The organism is Pseudonocardia sp. NPDC046786 (genome assembly GCF_040645415.1).
GTDB classification, from domain to species: domain Bacteria; phylum Actinomycetota; class Actinomycetes; order Mycobacteriales; family Pseudonocardiaceae; genus Pseudonocardia; species Pseudonocardia kongjuensis.
In genome coordinates this window covers 159,632-180,650 of record NZ_JBEYYF010000009.1, presented here as the reverse complement: position 1 = coordinate 180,650, position 21,019 = coordinate 159,632, and the positions used below count along the sequence as shown (strand labels likewise).

Genomic DNA, 21,019 nt, shown 5'->3' with positions numbered 1-21,019 from the left:
CCGGCGCGGTCGCGGGGCTGCTGTCGGTCACTCCGGCAGGTGACCACGGGATGTGTGCACCGGACAACTCGGGCGTCCGGCCGGCGGGATCGGGCGGCCGGTGTACGGACACGGTCCCGGGCGGTGGGCGGTGGGCGGACCGGATGCCGGGACGCTCCGGTCAGCGGGCGCGTGCGCCGGCCGGCGCGTCCTGCCGGGCCGACCACTCCGCGGCCAGCAGTTCCTGCGAGGCGACCCGATCGGCATGCCGGTGGGTGATCGTGGTGACCAGCAGCTCGTCGGCGCCGGTGACCTCCTGCAGCGCGGCCAGCCGGTCGGCGACGGTCGCCGGTCCGCCGACGAACCGGGTGTCGAGCCGGTCGGCGACCAGGCCCGGATCGGCGGGCAGCCCGGCGGCGGCGTCCGGCGCCGGGTAGGGGATCGCCCCGGCGCCGGTCCGGATGCTGTGCACCCACGGGCCGTAACCCGCGGCGATCCGTTCGGCGTGCGCATCGTCGGTGCCGACGACGACGTCCGCGGACACCATCACGTGCGGCCGGTCCAGGTGTTCCGACGGGCGGAACGACGCCCGGTAGGTCTCCACCGCGTCCAGCACGGTCGCGGGGCTGACGTGGTAGTTCGCCGCGAACCGCAGCCCCCTCCGGCCGGCCACCACGGCGCTGTCCCCGCCGCTGGAACCGAGCACCCACGGCTGCAGGTCCGCGCCCTCGCCGGGCACCGCGCTCACCGGCACCCCCTCCGAGCTGTGGTGGGTGCCGCCGATCAGGCCGAGCACGGTGTCGACGACCTCGCCGTAGTCGGGCACCTCCGGCCCGGGTCTGCCCAGCAGCTCGGCCTGGGCGCGGAACCGGGGCGACCCGGCGAGCCCGGCGAACGAGAAGGGCGCCGGGATCAGCACCCCGCCGACCACCCGCGGCTCCCGGTCGGAGGGGCCGCGCTGCGCGGGCGGGCGGGCTCCGGAGCGGCCCAGCCCCAGGTCGATCCGGCCGGGGTGCAGGCCGTCCAGGGTGCCGAAGTCCTCGACCACCGACAGCGGGGTGCGGTGCCCGGTCTGCACGGCGCCCGCCCCCACCCGGATGGTGGACGTCGCGGCGGCGACCGCACCGATCAGCACCGCCGGGGAGGCACCGGCGACGCCCGGGTTGAGATGGTGCTCGGCCAGCCAGAACCGGGCGTAACCGGCCCGTTCGGCGGCACGGGCCAGGTCGAGGGTGTTGCGCAGCGCGTCGGCGACCCCGGCACCGGCCGGAACCGGGGACAGGTCGAGGACGGACAGCGGTACGGGACGCCGGGACATGGCGTGACCTCCGGGACGGCCGGGACGACGGCCGCACGGTGCGGCGGCCGGGAGAGCGGGGCTGGGTCAGCGACAGCAGGCGGACCCGGTACGGCCCAGGTCCACGTGCAGGCGCGCCACCAGGCGCAGCTCTCCGGTCACTCCTCCATCCTCACCACACGACCCGTCCCACGTCGAGGGGGTAGCGTCGGTAGCAGGTCGGCCGCCCCGTCGTGGCGCTCCGCCGCGACGGCCCGGTTCCGCCCCGCCGTCCCCGGGATCCGCGTCCTGCCGACGGCGGGCCCGCCCGGCGTCGTGGCGCCCGGGCACCGACGGCTGAGGGGTTCCGTCGCACGGCGGTCCCGCCGACAGGGGAGAGACACCGTGAGGTTCCAGGTCCTCGACATCGTCCCGCACACCCCGCACCCGGTGACGGGCGAGATCATCTCGGTGCACGAGCGGCTCACCCGGGTGGTGGAGACCGCGGTGCTCGCCGAGCGGCTCGGGTTCGACTCCTACGCGGTGGGGGAGCGGCACGCCGGCGAGTTCGTGTCCTCGGCACCGACCGTGCTGCTCGGCGCGATCGCCCAGGCGACCGAGCGGATCCTGCTCTCCACCGGCGTCACGGTGATCTCGCTGCTCGACCCGGTCCGGGTCGCGGAGGACTACGCCACCGTCGATCAGCTCTCCGGTGGCCGGCTGGAGATCGTGATCGGCAAGGGCAACGAGGACCGGCACTTCCCGATGTTCGGCCTGGAGCTCACCCGGCAGTACGAGTACCTCACCGAGAACTACGAGCTGCTGCGCCGGCTGCTGCGCGAGACCGACGTCGACTGGGCCGGGACCCACCACGCCGACCTGGCCGGGGTGACCACCTGGCCGCGCCCGTTCGACGGCCCGTTCCGGATCTGGCACGGCTCGGCGACCTCCACCGACGCCGTCGACCTGGCCGCCCGGTGGGGCGACCCGATCTTCTCCGCGAACGCCCTGCAGCCCCGGGAGAACTACAAGATCCTGATCGACCGGTACCGGGAGAAGCTCGTCGAGCACGGCCACGATCCGGCCGTCGGCTACGTCGGGTCCGGATCGGGCGGGCTGTTCCTCGCCGACACCGACGCCGAGGCGATCGCCGAGTACCGGCCCGTCTACGAGGGGTTCGCGGCGAAGATGCGGGCCGCGCACGCCGGCGACGACCGGCCCGGCAAGGTCACCTCGTTCGCGACCGTCGAGGAGGCCGTGGCGCACGGCCCGGCGCTGGTCGGGACGCCGGAGCGGGTCGCCGAGAAGATCGTGGACTACCACCGCGCCTACGGCCACGACGTGCAGTCGGTCTCGGTGAACCCGGTGCTGCCCTACGCCACCCAGCACGAGGTGCTGAGCCGTTTCGCCGCCGAGGTGATCCCGCTGGTGCGCCGGGAGCTGGCGACGACGCTGTGGGGGCCCGACGACAAGGCCCGCGCCGCCGGGTTCACCGCCCGCGACTGAGCTGCCGGCAACCCGCGGGCCCGCGTTACGGGGTGGCGGCGTGGTGATGCCGACAGCGAACGGCCTCTTGTCCGCACACCCGCCCGTCCGGTATTCATTGCGCCGTGCAGCACACGTGCCTGGCCCGGCGGATCACGGTGGATCTGTGCCGTCTCTGCACGGTCACCTGTCGCTGACCATCCCGCCTCCCACCCGCTGAGACCGGGCCCCGGGCCCCCGACCCCGACGGTCGGGCCCCCGGGCGCGAGGCCGCGACCCCGCGTGAGGCGCCGAGCCCTCCTCGTCGAGCCCTCGGCCGCACGAATCCGGCGTGCCCGGCACGCCGTCCCGTCCCGTCCCGTGCGCCGCCGCGCCGTCCCGAGAGGCCCCGCCATGTCCGCCCCCGCCGAACCGGCCGCACCCGCGGCCCGTGCCGCACCACCGAGGGGCCGCACCCGGTCACCCCGGTTCGATCCGCGTACTGCGTTCCTCCCGCTGCTGTCGTTGCTGGTCTTCCTCGGCGTGTGGCAGCTCGCCGCCGCGAGCGGGATCTGGAACGAGACGTTCGTGCCCTACCCGGCGACGGTCTGGCAGGCGTTCCTGGACGTCTCGACCACCACCGACGGGGTCCGCGGCTACCAGGGGTACCTCCTCTGGGAGCACCTCTACATGACCCTGCGCCGGGTGCTCGGCGGTGTCGTGCTCGGTGTCGCCGCCGGTGTGCTGGTCGGTCTGCTGATGGGCACCATCGGCTGGGTCCGGCGGGTGCTGGAACCGTGGCTGACCTTCCTGCGGGCGCTGCCGCCGCTGGCGTACTTCTTCCTGCTGGTGATCTGGCTGGGGATCGACGAGGCCCCGAAGATCACCCTGCTGGCGCTGGCCGCGTTCCCGCCGGCCGCCGTCGCCACCACCGCCGCGGTCGCCGCCGCACCGGTCGGCCTGATCGAGGCGGCCCGGGCGCTCGGCGCCACCCGCGGCCAGGTGGTCCGGGACGTGATCGTCCCGGCCGCGCTGCCGGAGACCTTCACCGGCATCCGGCTGGCCGTCGGCATCGCCTACTCCTCGGTCGTCGCGGCCGAGCTGTTCAACGGCATCCCCGGGATCGGCGGGATGGTCAAGGACGCCAGCAACTACAACAACACGCCGGTCGTGCTCGTGGGCATCGCCGCGATCGGCATCTCCGGCCTGGTCATCGACGCGCTGCTGCGCGCCGTGGAGCGCCGCGCCGTCCCGTGGAGGGGAAAAGCATGATCACCCGATTCCGTCGTACCGGCGTCGTCGCCGCCCTGCTCACCGGGCTGGCCCTGCTGGCTGGCTGCGCCATCGGCCCGGCCGGGCAGGACGCCGACCGGCCGACCATCCGGCTGGCCTACCAGACCTTCCCCTCCGGCGATCTCGTCGTGAAGCACAACGGCTGGCTGGAGGAGGCGCTGCCCGACTACAACATCCGGTGGACGAAGTTCGACTCCGGCGCCGACATCAACACCGCGTTCGTCGCCGGGGAGATCGACTTCGGCGCGATCGGCTCCAGCCCGGTCGCCCGCGGGCTGTCCGATCCGCTGAACATCCCGTACCAGGTGGCGTTCGTGCTGGACGTCGCCGGTGACAACGAAGCACTCGTGGCCCGCAACGAGACCGGCGTCACCGACGTCACCGGGTTGCGCGGCAAGCGGATCGCCACCGCGTTCGCCTCCACCTCGCACTACAGCCTGCTCGCCGCACTGCAGGGCGCCGGGCTGACCGCCGCCGACGTCGACCTGATCGACCTGCAGCCGCAGGCGTCACTGGCCGCGTGGGAGCGCGGCGACGTCGACGCCGTCTACACCTGGCTGCCGACCCTCGACGAGCTCCGCGCGACCGGCACCACGCTGATCACCAGCCGGGAGCTGGCCGCCGAGGGCAAGCCGACCCTGGACCTGGGCGTGGTGTCCCGGCAGTTCGCCGATCAGAACCCGGAGGTCGTCGACGCCTGGCGGCAGGTGCAGGCCAGGGCGCTGGACACGGTGCGCGACGACCCGCAGGCCGCGGCGCAGGCGGTCGCCGCCGAGATCGGCACCACCCCCGAGGACGCCGCCGCCCAGCTGAAGCAGGGCGTGTTCCTCAGCCAGGAGGAGCTGACCTCCGCCGACTGGCTGGGCACCGACGGCGCGCCCGGCAACGTCGCGCAGAACCTGCAGAGCGCCGCGGCGTTCCTCGCCGAGCAGAAGCAGATCCCGTCGGCACCGGACCTCGCGACCTTCCAGGACGCCGTCTACACGAAGGGACTGCCCGATGTCCTCGCCGCAGGCTGAGACCACCGGCACCGACACCGGGACCGGCACCGGCGGCGCGACGCCGGCCATCGAGGCCACCGGGGTGGGGCACTCCTACCCCGGCCGCCGGGAACGGGTGCAGGCGCTCGGCCCGCTGGACCTGACCGTGGACCCGGGCGAGTTCCTGGTGCTGGTCGGCGCGTCCGGCTGCGGCAAGTCCACCCTGCTGCGGCTGGTCGCCGGGTTCGAGCAGCCCACCGACGGGGAGCTGAGGGTCGCCGGGCAGGCACCCGAGCCGGGGGTGAGCGCGGGTGTGGTGTTCCAGCAGCCGCGGCTGTTCCCGTGGCGGACCGTCGGCGGCAACGTCGATCTCGCACTGCGCTACGCCGGGACCGACCCGGCCGACCGGGCCGTCGCCCGGGACGGGCTGCTGGAACGGGTCGGCCTGACCGGTGTCGCCGACCGGCGGATCTGGGAGATCTCCGGTGGCCAGCAGCAACGGGTCGCGATCGCCAGGGCGCTGGCCGCGGACCGGTCGCTGCTGCTGCTCGACGAGCCGTTCGGCGCGCTCGACGCGCTGACCCGGGAACGGTTGCAGGACGACCTGCGCCGGGTCAGCCACGAGACCGGCCGGACCAGCCTGTTCGTCACGCACAGCGCGGACGAGGCGGTGTTCCTCGGCTCCCGGGTCGTGGTGCTGACCGCGCGGCCCGGCCGGGTCGCGCTGGACCTGCGGATCGACCTGCCCCGGACCGGGGTGGACGCCGAGGCGCTGCGCGGCTCCGCCGAGTTCGCCGAGCTGCGGGCCCGGGTCGGGCAGGCCGTGAAGGAGGCCGCGGCCTGACCGGTGGTCCCGGACGCCCGCGGCGGGCATCAGCCCGCGGCGGGCGTCCCGTCGTCGACCAGCACCTCGGACAGCGCCCCGACCGCCGACTCCAGCAGCCGCGGGTCCGATCCGGAGCGCACCCGCAGGTACAGCCGCTCGGGCGGCACCGGCGGCAGGTCGCCGCACGCCTCCAGACCCTCCGGGGCCGCACCGAGCCCGGCCACGAGCGCGACGCCCAGCCCGCCGCGGGCGGCGTTGAGCACCCCGGCCAGGTAGGCGGCTTCGCCGACGACGGTGGCGGGCAGACCGTTGTCGGACAGGGTGCGCAGCGCGCGGCGCCGGATCGTGCACGGGCTGTCGATCACCACCAGCGGGATCGGCGCGTCGGCCGGGCGGCGCCAGCCCGGCGCCGCGTACCAGGTCAGCGGGATCGCCCCGGCGTGCACGCTGAGCCCGGCCGGCGCGTCCACCGGGTCCCCGATGTACATGGCGAGATCGAGGGTGCCGCGGTCGACGGCGTCGTTGAGCCGGCTGGACCGGTCCAGCCGGAACCGGACCGCGATGCCGGGGAAGATCTCCTGGAGCCGGGTCATCACCCGGGGGAGCAGTTCGTCGGCGGCGTGCTCGGTGGAGCCCAGCACCAGCGACTCGCGCGGATCGCCGACGCCGAGCCTGCGCAGCGCGTCGTCGTGCGCGGCCAGGATGCGGCGGGCCTCGCCGACCAGCGCCTCGCCCTCCGGGGTGAACCGGCTGGCCCGGCCGTCCTTGCGGACCAGCGGCCGACCGACCGCCTTCTCCAGCCTGCGTACGTGCTGGCTGACCGCGGACTGCGACAGCATCAGCGCCTCGGCGGCCCGGTGGAAGCCGCCCTGGTCGGCGACGGCGACGATGCTGCGGAGCGCGGTGATGTCGAGGACGGCGGGCACGTGCGGACGCTAGCAGCACTGATTGTGATTCGTGATCAATTGTGATGAACATTCGTCGTTGGACGTGACCGGTCCGCGCGGGGTTTCCTGATGCCGTGGCCCGTTGCGCGATCCCTACCCGAACCGGGGGCGTCGCGGGTGAGCTGACCCGGCGCCGGGTGATCGACCACGGCACCGTGTGCTCCGCGCGCTGTCCGCGTCACCACTAGCGAGCCCCGGGTCCGGGCCCTGCCGGTCCCTGCGGCCTGCTGCCGTGCCCCGGCCCCCGTCGCCCGGGCACCCCCGTCGAACCCGAGCACGAGGTGAGGTCTGTCATGACTGCTGTCGGTGCGGTCCCGGTGGTCGCGTCCTGGTCGGAGCCCGAGGGCATCCGTCCGCGCGGCACGGTCGTCGTCGTCCCGGGCCGCGGTGAGCACGCCGCGGTCTACGAGCGGTTCGGCCGCCGGGTCGCCGCCGACGGCTACCGGGTGTGGGCGGTGTCCGATCCGACCGTCGACGAGGAGCGGACCCGCTCCCAGGTGCGCGCGCTGCTCGACCGCACCCCGTCCGACGAGCCGGGGGAGGCCGGGCCGCCGCCGCGGGTGCTGGTCGGCTCGGACACCGGCGCGCTGTGGGCGGCCGGGCTGGCGGCGGCCGAACCGGCCGGGATCGACGGCCTCGTGCTGGCCGGGTTGCCCGGTACCGGTGCCGCGACCGGTCCGGTGGGCTGGGACGACGAGCTCGCCCTGCGCACCTCCTGCCCGGCCCACCGCGGCCGGCTCGACGGCGACGACGCGGTCCGCCGCGGCGCGCTGACCGAGCCGGTCCCGGCGGGCTGGCGGGACCGGGCCCGGCCCGGCGCGATCGGCGTCCCGGTGCTCGGGCTGCACGGCGCAGCGGACGCGGTCAGCCCGGTCGACGACGTCCGCGGCTGGTACGCCGCACTGCCCGGCGCCGAGCTGGTGAGCATCGCCGACGGCGCGCACGACGCGCTCAACGACCAGACCCACCGCACCGCCGCGGCGACCGCGGTGCTGTTCCTGGAGCGGTTGCGCGGCGGTGCCGGTCCGATCGCCCGCACCGAACCGCTGGACGACGCCCGGGCCGCCGCCGCGGTGCTGGTCGCTCCGGTCGCACTGGCCGCCGAGCTGGCCGGGCCGCGGCCGCCGGTGCTGCTCGACGTCCGGTGGGCGCTCGGCGACCCGCACGGCCGGGAGCACCACCGGGCCGGACACCTGCCCGGCGCGGTCTACGTCGATCTCGACACCGAGCTGGCACGGCACACCGGCGATCCGGCCGACGGCAGGCATCCGCTGCCCGAACCGGCCGACCTGCAGGCCGCCGCCCGCCGGTGGGGAGTGCGCGCCGACCGTCCGGTGGTGGTGTACGACGCATCCGGCGGGCTCGCCGCGGGGCGCGCCTGGTGGCTGCTGCGCTGGGGCGGGCACCACGACGTCCGGCTGCTCGACGGCGGACTGGCCGCCTGGCAGGACGCCGGCTTCGCGGTGCAGGAGGGCGAGGTGCCGGATCCGGAGCCGGGCGACGTGGTGCTCACCGGCGGCGGACTGCCGGTGCTCGACGCCGACGGCGCCGCCGCGCTCGCGGCCTCCGGGCTGCTGCTCGACGCCCGCGCCGGTGAGCGCTACCGGGGCGAGATCGAGCCGGTCGATCCGCGGGCCGGGCACGTCCCGGGCGCGGTCAGCGCGCCGACCAGCGACAATCTCGGCCCGGACGGACGGTTCCGGCCGCTGCCCGAGCTGCGCGAACGGTTCGCCGCGCTCGGCGTGGACGGGCGCGACGTCGGCGTCTACTGCGGCTCCGGGGTGACCGCCGCGCACCAGGTGGCGGCGCTGGCGGCGATCGGCGTCCCGGCGGCGCTCTACCCCGGCTCCTGGTCGGCCTGGTCGAACGACCCGGCCCGCCCGGCCGCCACCGGGGCGACGCCGTGACCGGCCCCGACCTCATCGATCGCGATCCGCGATCGGTACCGATGCGGATTCGTCGCTGGACCGCGGCCGCCCCCGCGGGCTTCACTCGTCGGGTGGACACGACGACCCCGCTCGGGCCCGCGGCAGTGCCGCGCAGCCCCGTGGCAGCGCCGCGCCGCGGCGCGTCGTCGTGCGCCCGGCCGGCCGGGGTCATCGGTGCGGCCCGGCCCGCCGGGGTCATCGGCGCCGCACTGACCCGGCGGCGGGTGATCGACCACGGCACGGTCGGCTCCACGGGCTGTCGGGCCTGCTGAGACCCGGCCGCAGCGCCGCCCCGGGTCGGACCCCCGCGTCCCGCGCGCCCGCCCACGCGCCGCCCCGACGACCCGCCCCGCGCGGGTCGCCGCCCTGCCGTGCCCACGGCCGGGCCGACCACGGAAGCAGGACCGCCGTGACCAGCACCCTGACCGATCCCGCCATGTTGCCCGGCTGGACCACCGATCCGGCCGCCCGCGCCGCCGCCCGGCTCGACCGGTCCGGCTTCGATCCCGGCTCCGATCCGGACGCCGTCGTCGTCGCCGGTTCGGTGGACGAGGTCGCCGCGGTGCTGGCGCACGCGACCGCCACCGGCACCCCGGTCGTCGTCCGCGGGGCGGGCAGCGGACTCTCCGGCGGCGCCGTCGCCGGGGCCGGCAGCATCGTGCTCGACCTGAGCGGGCTGGACCGGATCGTCGAGATCTCCCCGGCCGACGAGTACGCCGTCGTCGAGGCCGGTGTGATCACCGCCGACCTGGACGCGGCCGCCGCCGCGCACGGCCTGCGCTACGCCCCGGACCCGGCCAGCCTGGCGATCTCCACGATCGGCGGGAACATCGCAACCAACGCCGGCGGCCTGCGCTGCGCCAAGTACGGCGTCACCCGCGACTCGGTGCTCGGCCTGGACGTGGTGCTCGCCGACGGCCGCCGGATCGCGACCGGGCGGCGCACCGTGAAGGGCGTCGCCGGGTACGACCTGACCGGCCTGTTCGTCGGCTCCGAGGGCACCCTCGGGGTGGTCGTCGGGGCGACCCTGCGGCTGCGCCCGGCGCCGGTCGCCACCGCGACCCTCGCCGCCTGGTTCGACGGGATCGGTACGGCCGCCGCGGCCGCCGCCGCGATCACCGCGGCCCGGCTGCAGCCCTCGGTCGCCGAGCTGCTCGACACCGCCTGCCTGACCGCGATCGCCGAGGCGGGCGGGCCCGCGCCGCGCGGCGGCGCGTTCCTGCTGGTGCAGACCGACGGGTTCGGCGCCGACGCCGAGATCGACGCCGTCCGGGCGGTGGTCGAGCCGCTCGCCGGGCCCGGCTCGGTGGAGGTCGCGGCCGATCCGGCCGGGGCCGAGGAGCTGCTCGCCACCCGCCGGGCCGGGCTGCCCGCGCTGGAACGCCTCGGCCGGGTGCTGGTCGAGGACGTCGCGGTACCCCGGTCCCGGCTCGCCGAGGCGGTCGGTGCGATCGCCGCGATCGCGGACCGCACCGGGATCCGGATCGCGACGATGGCGCACGCCGGCGACGGCAACCTGCACCCGATCCTCGTCCTCGAACCCGGCCGGGAGCTCGACGAGCAGGTCTGGGCCTGCGCCGGTGAGGTGTTCACGACCGCGCTGCGGCTCGGCGGGACCCTCACCGGCGAGCACGGCGTCGGCCTGCTCAAGCGCCGCTGGCTGCGCGACGAGCTGGGCGACGACGTCGTCGACCTGCAGCAGCAGCTGCGCGCGGTGCTGGACCCGCGCGGCGTCCTCAATCCCGGCAAGGCGATCTGACCGGCCCCGTCCGACCACCGGCACCGACCACCAGGAGACACCCGTGCCCACCGACGCCGTCCCGCCGACCGCGGCCCGCACCGTCGAGTTCATCTCGCTCTCGCACCTCAACCCGTCCACCGAGCTGGCCCCGCGGCCCACCCGCGGCATCGACCTGGACTACTTCCGCCGCTACGTGCGCACCCTGGAGGAGTCCGGCTACGACTACACGCTGCTGCCCTACGGCTCGTCGGGGGCGGATTCGTTCGTCGTCGCCTCCGCGGTCGGGCAGCTCACCGAGCGGCTCCGGCCGATCGTCGCGGTCCGCCCGAACACGGCGTACCCGCTGGTCGTCGCCCAGCAGCTGGCCACCCTCGACCAGCTCACCGAGGGCCGCGCCGTCGTCCACCTGATCTCCGGCGGCAACGACGCCGAGCAGGCCCGGCACGGCGACTACCTGCCCAAGCAGCGCCGCTACGCCCGCACGAGCGAGTTCATCGAGCTGCTGCGCCGGGCCTGGGCCGAGCCCGAGCCGTTCTCGCACGACGGCGACTTCTACCGGTTCGACGACTTCGGTCCCGGCTTCCGGCCCTACGGCGACACCATCCCGATCTCCATCGGCGGCCAGTCCGACGAGGCGTTCGAGATCGGCGGCAGGCAGGCCGACGTGTTCAGCTTCTGGGGCGAGCCGCTCGGCGAGATCCGCGCCCAGATCCAGCGGGTGCACGACATCGCCGACGCCGCGGGCCGGCCGCGGCCGCGGATCTGGGTGACCTTCCGCCCGATCATCGACCGCACCGACGAGCTGGCCTGGCGCAAGGCCTACGACTACGCCGAGAAGATCGGCGCCACGTTCGGCCAGGGCACCTTCGGCAAGCGGTACCTGAAGGACACCCCGGAGAACGTCGGCTCCCGGCGAGCACTCGACTTCGCCGCCCGCTCCGAGGTCTACGACCGGGCACTGTGGACCCGCACCGCGTCGGTGACCAACGGTGCCGGCGCGGCCACCGCACTGGTCGGCACCCCGGAGACGGTGGCGGCCGCGATCGTCGACTACGTCGACGTGGGCGCCGACCTGGTCTCGATCCGCGGCTACGACACCCTCGCCGATGCCGCCGACTACGGCCGGTACGTGCTGCCGCTGGTCCGCCAGGAGCTCGCGCACCGGGCCGCCACCGGCCGCCGCGGCACCCTGCAGGCCGAGCACCCGGGCGCACTCGCCCCCGGCTTTGACGCCGACGCGCTGGCCGGCGTCCGGTGACCGCGCTGGACGAGCGCAGCACCGCACTCCCGGTCCCGGACCTGTCCGAGGAGGGGCTGGCCGCGGTCACCGCCGAGCTGGCCGGCACCGCGCAGCGCTACGACCGCAGCGGGGAGATCCCGGCCGCCGGGATCGACGCCGTGCACCGGGCCGGGCTGCTCACCGCGACCGTCGCCGAGCGGTTCGGCGGGCCGGGGGTGTCCGCCCGGGACGCCGCCCGGATCCTGGTCGCGCTCGGCGAGGGCGACCCGTCGGTCGCGCTGCTCGCCGCGAACACCCTGGCCACCCACCAGGGCCAGGCCGCGGCCGGGAGCTGGCCGGCCGCCCGCTACGCCGAGGTGCTGCGCCGCTCGGTCCGCGAGCCCACCCTGCTGAACGCGATCCGGGCCGAGCCGGAGCTGGGCGCCCCGGCCCGCGGCGGCCTCCCGGCGACCGTCGCCCGGCGCACCGCGGGCGGCTGGTCGCTGTCCGGCCGCAAGGCCTACGCGACCGGCGGCACCGCGCTGGCCTACCACGTGGTGTGGGCGACCGCCGACGAGCCGGACGGCGACCCGGAGGCACCCCGGGTCGGGCACCTGATCGTGCCCGCGGACCTGCCCGGGATCACCTGGATCGACACCTGGGACCACCTGGGGCTGCGCGCGTCGAACACGCACGACGTCGTCTACGACGAGGTTGCGCTGCCCGCGGACGCGTTCGTCGAGATCCCGCGCGGCGCCGACGGCGTCTACCGGGACCCGGCCGCCGTCGCCGGGCCGGCGAGCTTCGGCCATCCCGCGTTGTACGTCGGCGTCGCCCGGGCGGCCCGGGCCGCGTTCGTCCGCTACGCCCGCGAACGGGTCCCGGCCGCGCTCGGCCGGCCGATCGCCGAGACCGAGCGGATCCGCACCGTCGCCGGCGAGATCGACGCGCTCGTCGCGCAGGCCGAGACGCTGCTGTTCGGCACGCTGCTGCGGATCGAGACCGGCGACACCGCGCACCTGCCGCAGCTCTCGGTGCTGAAGGTGCAGATCGCGCGCTCGGTGGTCGCGGTGGTGGAGACCGCCGTCGCCGCACTGGGCAATCCTGCGCTCACCCGTCACCAGCCGTTCGAACGGCATCTGCGTGACGTCCTGTGTGTCCGGGTGCATCCCCCGCAGGCGGACGCCGCGCTGCTCGACGCCGGCCGCCGCATCCTCACCCGCTGACCACCGAGAAGAGAGCACGACCCGCCATGAGTACCTCCCACACTGCGCGACGGCTGTTCCGGATCGCGCTCGGCCTGCTGGCCGCGACCGTCCTCGCCACCGCGTGCAGCCCCGGCGCCGCGCAGACCGGCGGCTCCGGCGAGCCGCGGTCCGGCGGCGACCTGACCTTCCTCATCGACTCGCTCGGCGACACCTGGATCCCGAACAACTCGGCGATCTCCAGCTTCCAGGGCCACGTCTGGGGGCACGTCACCGACAAGCTCGTCTACGTCGACGAGACCGGCGCCGTGTCGCCGTGGGTCGCGCAGAGCTGGGAGCGCAACGACGACGCCACCGAGTTCACCCTGCGCCTGCGGCCCGGCGTCACCTTCTCCGACGGCACCCCGGTGGACGCCGCCGCCGTCGTCGCCAATCTCGACCTGTGGGCCAGGGGCCGTCCGGACGAGGGGATCCGGCCGATCGGGCTGTTCCCCAAGACCTATGACAGCGCCGAGGCGGTCGACCCGGCGACGGTGCGGGTCCGCTTCTCGTCGCCGACCCTGGGCTTCGTCCCGACCCTGGGCTACCACGGCTCGATCCTGATCTCGCCGGCCACGCTCGCCCGGCCGGCCGCCGACCAGGCCGACCTGTCGAACAGCATCGGATCCGGCCCGTACGTCGTGGAGTCCTGGCGCGACGACGACTCGGTGGTGCTCCGCAAGCGCGACGACTACGACTGGGCGCCCGAGGTGTCCGAGCACCAGGGCGCGGCCCGGATCGACACCATCACCTACAAGGTCGTCTCCGAGCAGCCGGTGCGCACTTCCTCGGTCCGCTCCGGGCAGGCCGACGTCGCCTACAACCCGTCGCCGAAGGAGCTGGAGAGCTTCCAGGCCGAGGGGTTCACCACCGCCACGCCGCGCTATCTCGGGTTCGTCAACGGTTTCGCGGTGAACACCGCCGCCGCGCCGTTCGACGACCTGCGGGTCCGGCAGGCGCTGCAGCACGGCCTGGACCGCGAGGAGGTCATCGCCACCGTCTACACCCCGGACTGGCTGCCCGCCGAGTCGTTCCTGCAGAGCAACGTGCCGGGTGCGACCGACCATTCGGCGTCGTTCGCGTTCGACCGGGCCCGGGCCGAGCAGCTGCTCGACGAAGCGGGCTGGGTGCGCGGCGCCGACGGCACCCGGACCAAGGACGGGACGCCGCTGTCGGTCACCCTGCACCCCAACCCGTACCTGGCGACCTCGACCGCGGTCGACGAGCTGATCGCCCAGCAGCTGCGGGCCATCGGGTTCACCGTCGAGATCCAGTCGTTCGACGTCGTCACCTACACCCAGCGGGTCGAGATCGGCTCGGTCCCGCTCTACGAGGTCACCCGCAGCATCATCGACGCCGGCACGGTCAGCGGCATCCTGACCGACGCGGACAACGGCGAGAACTGGTTCGGCGTCGGGCAGAGCGACCCGAAGCTGGTCGAGCTGGCGAGCGGCATCGCCGGCGCCAGCGACCCGGCCGCCCGCGACGTGCAGCTCGACGAGCTGCAGGCACACGTGCTCGACCAGGCGTACTTCGTGCCGATCACGCAGATCGTGCAGCGGATCTACCTGCAGTCCCCGCGGGTGCACGACGTGACCTACAACGGCGTCGCCTACGCGAACTACTACACCGCCTGGATCGGGGACTGAGGCCGCCGTGAACCGGGACTGGACCGGCTACGCGCTGCGCCGGGCCGGGCAGGCCGTCGTGGTGGTGCTGCTGGCCTACGTGTTCACCTTCGTGGTGATCAGCGTGCTGCCGGGTGATCCGGTGACCGCCACCCTGCGCAACCCGGAGAACGGGTTCAGCGAGGAGGAGATCGCCCGGGTCATCGCCTACTACGGCCTCGACCAGCCGGTGCACGTGCAGCTGTGGGAGGCGCTGTCCCGGTTCCTAGTCGGCGACCTCGGGGTGTCCCTGCGGTCCGACCGGCCGGTCGCGGACATGCTGACCGAGGTGCTCGGGTCGACGCTCGCGCTGGCCGGCACCGCGCTCGTCGTGGCCGTGGTGCTGGCCTTCGGGATCGCGTTCGGCGCGCAGTACCTGCCGCGCCCGTTCGGCCCGGCGCTGCGGGCGTTCCCGTCGCTGTTCCTGTCGGTACCGAACTTCCTGATCGGGCTGCTGCTGATCCAGCTGTTCTCGTTCCAGCTGGGGCTGTTCCGGGCGATCGACGCCGACTCGCCGACGGCGACCTTCTTCGCCGCGCTCACCCTGGGCATCCCGGTGTCCGCGCAGATCGCCGAGGTGCTGATCGCCAACCTCGATCACGAGTCCCGCCAGGAGTACGCGGCGGTGGCCCGCTCGCGCGGGCTCGGCAGGCCGGCGCTGCTGCTGCGGCACCTGCTCAAGCCGTCGTCGCTGCCGGTGGTGACGGTGCTCGCGCTGACCGTCGGCGAGCTGCTCGGCGGGGCCGTCATCACCGAGGCGGTGTTCGGGCGGACCGGCGTCGGCTCGCTCGTCGAGCGGTCCGTCGCGATGCAGGACCTGCCGGTGCTGCAGGCGGTGGTGGCGCTCGCGGCCGTCGTGTTCGTCGTCGTCAACCTGGTGGCCGACCTGGTGTACCCGCTGCTCGATCCGCGGGTGTCGCTGCAGGCCGGCCCCGAACGAGGGGTGGCCGCCCGATGACCGTCTCCACCGTCTCCGGTTCGGCCACCGCGCCCCGCGGCCCGGACCGCGCCCCCGCCCGCCGGGTCCCGGCCGGGGTGGTGCTGTCGTTCCTGGTGATCGCCCTGGTCGTCGCCTGGTCGGTGGCGCCGGGGCTGTTCACCGCGCAGGACCCGGTCGACGGGGTCCCGGCCGACCTGTTCCTGCCGCCGAGCGCCGAGCACCTGTTCGGCACCGACCACCTGGGCCGGGACCTGTTCAGCCGGGTCGTGCACGGCACCTCGTCGTCGGTGACCAGCGCGCTCGTCGCGGTCGCCATCGGGGTGCTCAGCGGCGGCCTGATCGGGCTGATCGCCGGGTTTCTCGGCGGGCTCGTCGACGTGCTGCTCGCCCGGTTCGTCGACGTGCTGCTGGCGATCCCCAGCTTCCTGCTGGCCGTCGTCGTGGTCTCGGCGCTCGGCTTCCAGACCATCAACGCGGCCATCGCGACCGGCATCTCGGCGGTCGCCGTGTTCGCCAGGGTGATGCGCTCGGAGGTGCTCAAGACCCGCAGCGCCGTCTACGTGGAGGCGGCGCTGCTGCTCGGCGGGTCGCGCACGCACGTGCTGCTGCGGCACGTGCTGCCCAACGCGTCCCGCTCGGTGCTGCAGCTCGCCGTGCTGCACTTCGGCCTGTCGATCCTGGTGATCGCCGGCCTGGCCTTCCTCGGCTACGGCGACCCGCCGCCCGCGTCGGACTGGGGGCTGCTCGTCGCCTCCGGCAAGGACCACCCGATGGCGCCCTGGCTGGTGTGGGCGCCCGCGCTCGTCACGATCGTCACCGTCCTCTCCGTGAACAGGATCAGCCGATGGCTCCGCACGACCGACTGACCGCCCCGCTGCTGCGGGTCACCGACCTGTCCGTGTCCTACGCCGGCCGCCCGACGGTGTCCGGTGTGGACCTCACCCTGCACGCGGGCGGCTCGCTCGCGCTGATCGGCGAGTCCGGCTCCGGCAAGTCCACGATCGCCCGGTCGGTGCTGCGGCTGCTGCCCGGCACCGCCCGGGCGACCGGCCGGATCGAGATCGACGGCACCGAGGTGCTCGGACTGCCCGAGCGGCGGTTCCGGTCGCTGCGCGGACGCACCCTGGGCTTCGTCCCGCAGGACCCGGGCAGTGCCCTCAACCCGGTCCGGACGATCGGCTCGCAGGGGCTGGAGGCGGCCGCGCCCGCCGACGGCACCGAGCCGGGCGGGCGCCGCGGGCTGGTCCTCGACACGCTCTCCAGGGTCGGTCTCCCGGACCCCCGCCGGGTGTTCGACGCCTACCCGCACGAGCTGTCCGGCGGCATGCTGCAGCGGGTCCTGATCGGGCTCGCCGTGCTGCCCGGGCCGTCGCTGCTGGTGGCCGACGAGCCCACCTCCGCGCTCGACGTCACCATCGCCCGGCACATCCTGGACCTGCTCTCCGAGCTGCGCGAGAACCTCGGCATCGGCCTGCTGCTGATCACCCACGACCTGGCGATCGCGGCCGACCGGGCCGAGGACCTCGTCGTGCTCAAGGACGGATCGGTGCAGGAGTCCGGACCGACCGGCGAGGTGTTCCGGCAGCCGTCGTCGGTCTACGCGCGGCGGCTGCACGCCGACGTGCCGTCGCTGAACCCGGACCGCTGGGGCGGGCTGCGCGACGCCGGGGCCGCCCGGCTCGCCGATCCGGCGACCCCGGTGGAGATCGAGGTGTCGCAGGTGGCGAAGGCGTTCGGGAGCGGCGCGTCCCGGGTCGCCGCCGTCGACGACGTGTCGTTCGCGGTCCGCCGGGGCACCACGCACGCACTGGTCGGCGAGTCCGGCTCCGGCAAGACCACCGCGATCCGGCTGCTGCTCGGGCTGGAACGCCCGGACACCGGGCGGATCACCGTCGCCGGCGCGGAGCTGGAGTCCCGCTCGCCCGCCGCGCTGCGCGAGCTGCGCAGGCACCTGCAGCTGGTCTACCAGAACCCGTTCACCTCGCTGGATCCGATGTGGAAGGTGGAACGGCTGGTGCGCGAGCCGCTGGACCGCTTCCGGGTGGGCGACCGGCGCGAGCGGGTCGAGCGGGTGCGGGCCGCCACCGCGTCGGTCGGGCTCTCCGACGACCTGCTCGGACGACGGCCCGCGGCGCTGTCCGGTGGGCAGCGGCAGCGGGTCGCGATCGCCAGGGCGCTGGTGCTCGAACCGGACGTGCTCGTGTTCGACGAGCCGACCTCGGCCCTCGACGTGACGGTGCAGGCCGGGATCGTCGAGACGCTGCTGCGGCTGCAGGCCGAACGCGGCCTGACCTACGTGTTCGTCTCGCACGACCTGTCGCTGATCCGCCAGCTCGCGCACACCGTGTCCGTGCTGCGCCACGGCCGGGTCGTCGAGCAGGGGGAGGTCGGCGCGGTGTTCGACGATCCGCAGGACGACTACACCCGCACCCTGCTGGACTCGCTCCCCGGCACCGAGCGGGCCGCCGCGTGACCGCCGGGGCACCGCCGGTCACCAGGGCCCGCCCGCTGACCGCGCTCGGGTTCAACACCCGGGTCTCCTGGACCGACGACGCGGGCCCGGCCGCCGGACTGGCCGACGGCATCGCGCTCTACGAGGCCGCCGAGGAGCTCGGCTACCGGTCCGGCTGGGCCTACCAGCGGCACTTCGACCACTACCTGTCCTCGCCGCTGCCGTTCTTCGCCGCGGTCGGCCGGCACACCTCCCGGATCCGGCTCGGCTCGGCCGTGCTCCCGATGCGCTACCAGGACCCGGTGCTGCTCGCCGAGGCCGCGGGCACCACCGATCTGCTCGTCGGCGGGCGGCTGGAGCTGGCGCTGGCGACCGGCTCGACCGCGAGCTGGGACGCGGTGTTCGGCGCCGTCGACACCGACCCGCGGACCGAGGCGAACCGGCGGCTCGACCGGTTCCTCGCCGCGGTCTCCGGTGCGCCGCTGCACGTCGTCGACGGCCCCGGCCAGGGCGCCCCGGTCGGCACCGAGATCCGGGTGACCCCGCACAGCCCCGGCCTGCGCGGCCGGTTGCGGATCGGCGCGGCGAGCGTCGACTCGGCGGTGCGGGCCGCCCGGCGCGGGCTGGGCCTGATCACCGGGACCGTGCTGCACGGCATCGCCGAGGGTGAGACCTTCCCGCAGTACCAGGCCCGGCTGATCGCGGCCTACCGGGACACCTGGCGGGCCGAGCAGGGCACCGAGCCGCCGCCGGTCGCGGCGGCGGCGTCGATCCTGCCCGGCACCTCCGCCGAGCTGCGCGCCCGCTACGCCGCCTACGACGAGGAACGCCGCACCCAGGGGATGGCCACCTCGCGCCCGCAGGGCGCGCTGGAGCCGGTGATCACCGCGGCACTGCCGGCCGGGCAGCGGATCAGCCCGGTGCACCACGGCACCCCCGACGAGGTGGTGGCCGCGCTGCTCGCCGACCCGGGGATCGGCGCCGCCGACGAGATCGTGCTGTTCCTGCCGCCCGCGTTCGGGCCGGCGCAGAACCGGCGGCTGATCACCGACCTGGCGTCCACCGTCGCCCCGGCACTGGGCTGGGCGCCGGCCTGACCGCGTGCGACGGCCGCCCGGCGCGCGCGGACTAGGGTGAGCCGGTGTCGAGATCGGTGCTGAGGACCCTCCGGTGACCGGGCGCGCCCCGAACCCGGCCCGCGGTTCGGAGATCCAGTCGGTGGCGCGCGCGGCGACCGTGCTGGGCCTCGTCGTGGACAGCGACGGGGGGCTCACCACCACCGAGATCGCCAAGATCACCGGGATGACGGTGTCCACCGTGCACCGGCTGGCGCACACCCTCGTCTCGGGGAACCTGCTGTGCCGCGACGCCGCGTCGGACCGGTTCCTGCCCGGCCCGCTGCTGCTCCGGCTGGCCCGCAAGTCGCTCGGCGCCTCCGGCGTGCCGGAGGCCGCCGACGTGCTGAAGGAGCTGGCCGACCGGACCGGCGAGACGGCCAGCATCGGCATGCGCCGCGGCGACGAGGTGCTGGTGGTGCTCTCGGTGCCCTCCACCCGGCCGCTGCGCTACACCGGGCGGCCGGGGGAGCGGGTGCCGCTGCTGGACTCGGCGATCGGCTGCGCGATCGTCGCGTTCGGCACCGATCCGCTCGGCCACGTCGCGCAGGTGCTGACCCGCGCCGGTGCCTCCGAGTCCTGGCTGACCGAGGTGGAGCTGATGGCCACCCAGTTCCGCGGCTACGCGGTGCTCGACGACCCGCACGACGACGCGTTGCGCGCGGTCGCCGCCCCGGTCGTCGCGGCCGGGGACGTGGTGCGGATGGGCGTCGAGATCCAGGGCCCGGTGAGCAGGCTGCCCGACGACGCCCTGGACGGGATCGGCGCGCTCGTCCGCTCCGCCGCCGACGCGCTGGAGGGCCTGCCGGTGTCGATGGCGTTCGGGGAGTTCTGAACCGGCCCCGTCCGCTGCGGAATGGACACGTGTCCGTACATTGCGCACTGCGCGAACGTGTCCCGCATCGCGCAAATCGCCTGTTGACGGGGGTCGTCGCGGCTCCTTACGGTGACCAGCGTGACGGGATCCGAGATCGTGGTGTCGCCGAACCACGTCGTGTTCGACCTCCCCGAGATGGTCGCCGTCGCCGAGGGGCTGTTCGCCGGCGCCGGGCTCGACGTCCGCTTCGAGACCCCCGCCGACCGGTCCGCCGACACCCGGCGCAATCCCGCCGTCCGGCACAAGGAGTCGCAGTTCTCCGCGGCCCGGGCCGACGTCTACAACGTCTGCGAGTGGGGCGGCATCGACCGGCTGGAGCGCGACGCCCGCGGCGGCCGGATCGGGCACCTGCGGGCGGCCGTCGTCGCCCAGGCGCTGGTCAGCCTGGATCCGGAGCTGAACGAGCCGCACGACGTGGCCGACGTGCCGGTGTCGATCAACGAGTTCACCGGATCCCACTACACCGCGCTGCACCTGCTGGAGGGCACCGTCCCGCGGCAGCGGATCACCCTGGTGCACGGCGGCCCGCCGGTCGACCGGCTGGACGCGCTGCTCACCGGGCGCACCCGGGCCACGATGCTGATGGAGCCGTTCCTGTCGGCCGCGCTGGTGCACGGCGCGCACGTGCTCGGCACCTACACCTACCGCGGCTCGCAGGTCGTCGCCCCGCACCTGACGGCGGCCGCGCAGGAGGCGTACCGGACGGCCGTCGACCGGGCCGTCGACCTGATCAACGCCGACCGGGACCGCTGGGCGCCGCTGGTCGCCGCCGAGGCGGGCGGCCTGCTCGATCCGGCCGACCTGCGCCGCGACTACCACCGCTACACCCACATCGTTCCCTTCACCGAGCAGCGGTTCACCGAGACCTACGCCTGGATGCGGTCCTGGCGGCTCACCGACGGCCGCTCCGGCTACGAGACGCTGCGGGCACTGCGGTGAACGGGCTGCTCACCCGGCGCAGGCACATCGACCTGTGCCACATCAACGGCGGGACCTGTCCGGGGCGCTGACGCCCCGCACACCGTCCGCCCGGCCGGCCGCACCTGCGCGCCCGGCCGCCTCGCCGCGCCC

Annotated in this window: 17 protein-coding genes; 15 read left to right on the top strand and 2 right to left on the bottom strand. The window is 75.0% G+C overall.

Features of this window, described 5'->3' with window-relative positions; all coding sequences use genetic code 11:
* Positions 1-160: 160 nt before the first annotated feature.
* Positions 161-1,297 (bottom strand): LLM class flavin-dependent oxidoreductase, encoded by a 1,137-nt coding sequence (locus ABZ881_RS14105; RefSeq protein WP_358484643.1) that lies wholly within the window; start codon positions 1,295-1,297, stop codon positions 161-163.
* Between the two features lie 363 nt (positions 1,298-1,660).
* Here ABZ881_RS14105 and ABZ881_RS14100 point away from each other — a divergent pair, with 363 nt between their 5' ends.
* The 4 genes from ABZ881_RS14100 (at position 1,661) to ABZ881_RS14085 (ending at position 5,836) form a co-directional block, all read left to right on the top strand.
* On the top strand, positions 1,661-2,761 hold the full coding sequence (locus tag ABZ881_RS14100) for an LLM class flavin-dependent oxidoreductase (protein WP_358484642.1): 1,101 nt from the start codon (positions 1,661-1,663) through the stop codon (positions 2,759-2,761).
* A gap of 372 nt (positions 2,762-3,133) precedes the next feature.
* A complete protein-coding gene (locus ABZ881_RS14095) occupies positions 3,134-3,991 on the top strand; it encodes an ABC transporter permease (protein ID WP_358484641.1) in 858 nt (285 codons plus the stop codon).
* Positions 3,988-5,031, top strand: coding sequence for an ABC transporter substrate-binding protein (locus tag ABZ881_RS14090; RefSeq protein WP_358484639.1), 1,044 nt, complete (start codon positions 3,988-3,990; stop codon positions 5,029-5,031). The genes ABZ881_RS14095 and ABZ881_RS14090 overlap by 4 nt, the downstream gene beginning before the upstream one ends.
* Positions 5,012-5,836, top strand: coding sequence for an ABC transporter ATP-binding protein (locus ABZ881_RS14085; RefSeq protein ID WP_358484638.1), 825 nt, complete (start codon positions 5,012-5,014; stop codon positions 5,834-5,836). Before ABZ881_RS14090 ends, ABZ881_RS14085 begins: the two co-directional genes overlap by 20 nt.
* A gap of 29 nt (positions 5,837-5,865) precedes the next feature.
* On the opposite strand, the gene ABZ881_RS14080 is transcribed toward ABZ881_RS14085, so the two are convergent.
* Positions 5,866-6,744, bottom strand: coding sequence for a LysR substrate-binding domain-containing protein (locus ABZ881_RS14080; RefSeq protein WP_358484637.1), 879 nt, complete (start codon positions 6,742-6,744; stop codon positions 5,866-5,868).
* A gap of 314 nt (positions 6,745-7,058) precedes the next feature.
* Here ABZ881_RS14080 and ABZ881_RS14075 point away from each other — a divergent pair, with 314 nt between their 5' ends.
* The 11 genes from ABZ881_RS14075 to ABZ881_RS14025 all read left to right on the top strand — a co-directional run bounded on the left by ABZ881_RS14075 (position 7,059) and on the right by ABZ881_RS14025 (position 20,887).
* Entirely contained in the window at positions 7,059-8,672 is a 1,614-nt protein-coding gene (locus ABZ881_RS14075; RefSeq protein WP_358484636.1) for a rhodanese-like domain-containing protein, read from the top strand.
* Between the two features lie 430 nt (positions 8,673-9,102).
* Complete coding sequence (locus ABZ881_RS14070) at positions 9,103-10,452, top strand: FAD-linked oxidase C-terminal domain-containing protein (RefSeq protein WP_358484635.1); 1,350 nt, start codon at positions 9,103-9,105, stop codon at positions 10,450-10,452.
* 43 nt (positions 10,453-10,495) lie between these two features.
* Positions 10,496-11,692 carry an LLM class flavin-dependent oxidoreductase gene (locus ABZ881_RS14065; RefSeq protein ID WP_358484634.1) on the top strand — a complete coding sequence of 399 codons (1,197 nt, stop codon included), beginning with the start codon at positions 10,496-10,498 and terminating at the stop codon, positions 11,690-11,692.
* Positions 11,689-12,879: an acyl-CoA dehydrogenase family protein gene (locus ABZ881_RS14060; protein WP_358484632.1), complete on the top strand. Its 1,191-nt coding sequence runs from the start codon at positions 11,689-11,691 to the stop codon at positions 12,877-12,879. Before ABZ881_RS14065 ends, ABZ881_RS14060 begins: the two co-directional genes overlap by 4 nt.
* A 26-nt stretch (positions 12,880-12,905) precedes the next feature.
* Positions 12,906-14,546, top strand: a complete 1,641-nt coding sequence (locus ABZ881_RS14055; RefSeq protein WP_358484631.1) for an ABC transporter substrate-binding protein — start codon at positions 12,906-12,908, stop codon at positions 14,544-14,546.
* Between the two features lie 7 nt (positions 14,547-14,553).
* Positions 14,554-15,522, top strand: coding sequence for an ABC transporter permease (locus ABZ881_RS14050; RefSeq protein WP_358484630.1), 969 nt, complete (start codon positions 14,554-14,556; stop codon positions 15,520-15,522).
* Complete coding sequence (locus tag ABZ881_RS14045) at positions 15,519-16,370, top strand: ABC transporter permease (protein ID WP_358484628.1); 852 nt, start codon at positions 15,519-15,521, stop codon at positions 16,368-16,370. The genes ABZ881_RS14050 and ABZ881_RS14045 overlap by 4 nt, the downstream gene beginning before the upstream one ends.
* A complete protein-coding gene (locus ABZ881_RS14040; RefSeq protein ID WP_358484626.1) occupies positions 16,349-17,977 on the top strand; it encodes an ABC transporter ATP-binding protein in 1,629 nt (542 codons plus the stop codon). Before ABZ881_RS14045 ends, ABZ881_RS14040 begins: the two co-directional genes overlap by 22 nt.
* On the top strand, positions 17,974-19,053 hold the full coding sequence (locus tag ABZ881_RS14035; protein WP_358484624.1) for an LLM class flavin-dependent oxidoreductase: 1,080 nt from the start codon (positions 17,974-17,976) through the stop codon (positions 19,051-19,053). Before ABZ881_RS14040 ends, ABZ881_RS14035 begins: the two co-directional genes overlap by 4 nt.
* 73 nt (positions 19,054-19,126) lie before the next feature.
* Entirely contained in the window at positions 19,127-19,906 is a 780-nt protein-coding gene (locus ABZ881_RS14030; protein ID WP_358484623.1) for an IclR family transcriptional regulator, read from the top strand.
* 120 nt (positions 19,907-20,026) lie between these two features.
* Positions 20,027-20,887, top strand: a complete 861-nt coding sequence (locus tag ABZ881_RS14025) for a nitrate ABC transporter substrate-binding protein (protein WP_358484621.1) — start codon at positions 20,027-20,029, stop codon at positions 20,885-20,887.
* The last annotated feature ends 132 nt before the right edge of the window (positions 20,888-21,019 follow it).

Bases quoted from the DNA above. Each gene is read 5' to 3' on its own strand.
- ABZ881_RS14105 (WP_358484643.1), bottom strand. From the start codon at position 1,297: ATGTCCCGGCGTCCCGTACCGCTGTCCGTCCTCGACCTGTCCCCGGTT.
- ABZ881_RS14095 (WP_358484641.1), top strand. From the start codon at position 3,134: ATGTCCGCCCCCGCCGAACCGGCCGCACCCGCGGCCCGTGCCGCACCA.
- ABZ881_RS14090 (WP_358484639.1), top strand. From the start codon at position 3,988: ATGATCACCCGATTCCGTCGTACCGGCGTCGTCGCCGCCCTGCTCACC.
- ABZ881_RS14085 (WP_358484638.1), top strand. From the start codon at position 5,012: ATGTCCTCGCCGCAGGCTGAGACCACCGGCACCGACACCGGGACCGGC.
- ABZ881_RS14075 (WP_358484636.1), top strand. From the start codon at position 7,059: ATGACTGCTGTCGGTGCGGTCCCGGTGGTCGCGTCCTGGTCGGAGCCC.
- ABZ881_RS14055 (WP_358484631.1), top strand. From the start codon at position 12,906: ATGAGTACCTCCCACACTGCGCGACGGCTGTTCCGGATCGCGCTCGGC.
- ABZ881_RS14045 (WP_358484628.1), top strand. From the start codon at position 15,519: ATGACCGTCTCCACCGTCTCCGGTTCGGCCACCGCGCCCCGCGGCCCG.
- ABZ881_RS14040 (WP_358484626.1), top strand. From the start codon at position 16,349: ATGGCTCCGCACGACCGACTGACCGCCCCGCTGCTGCGGGTCACCGAC.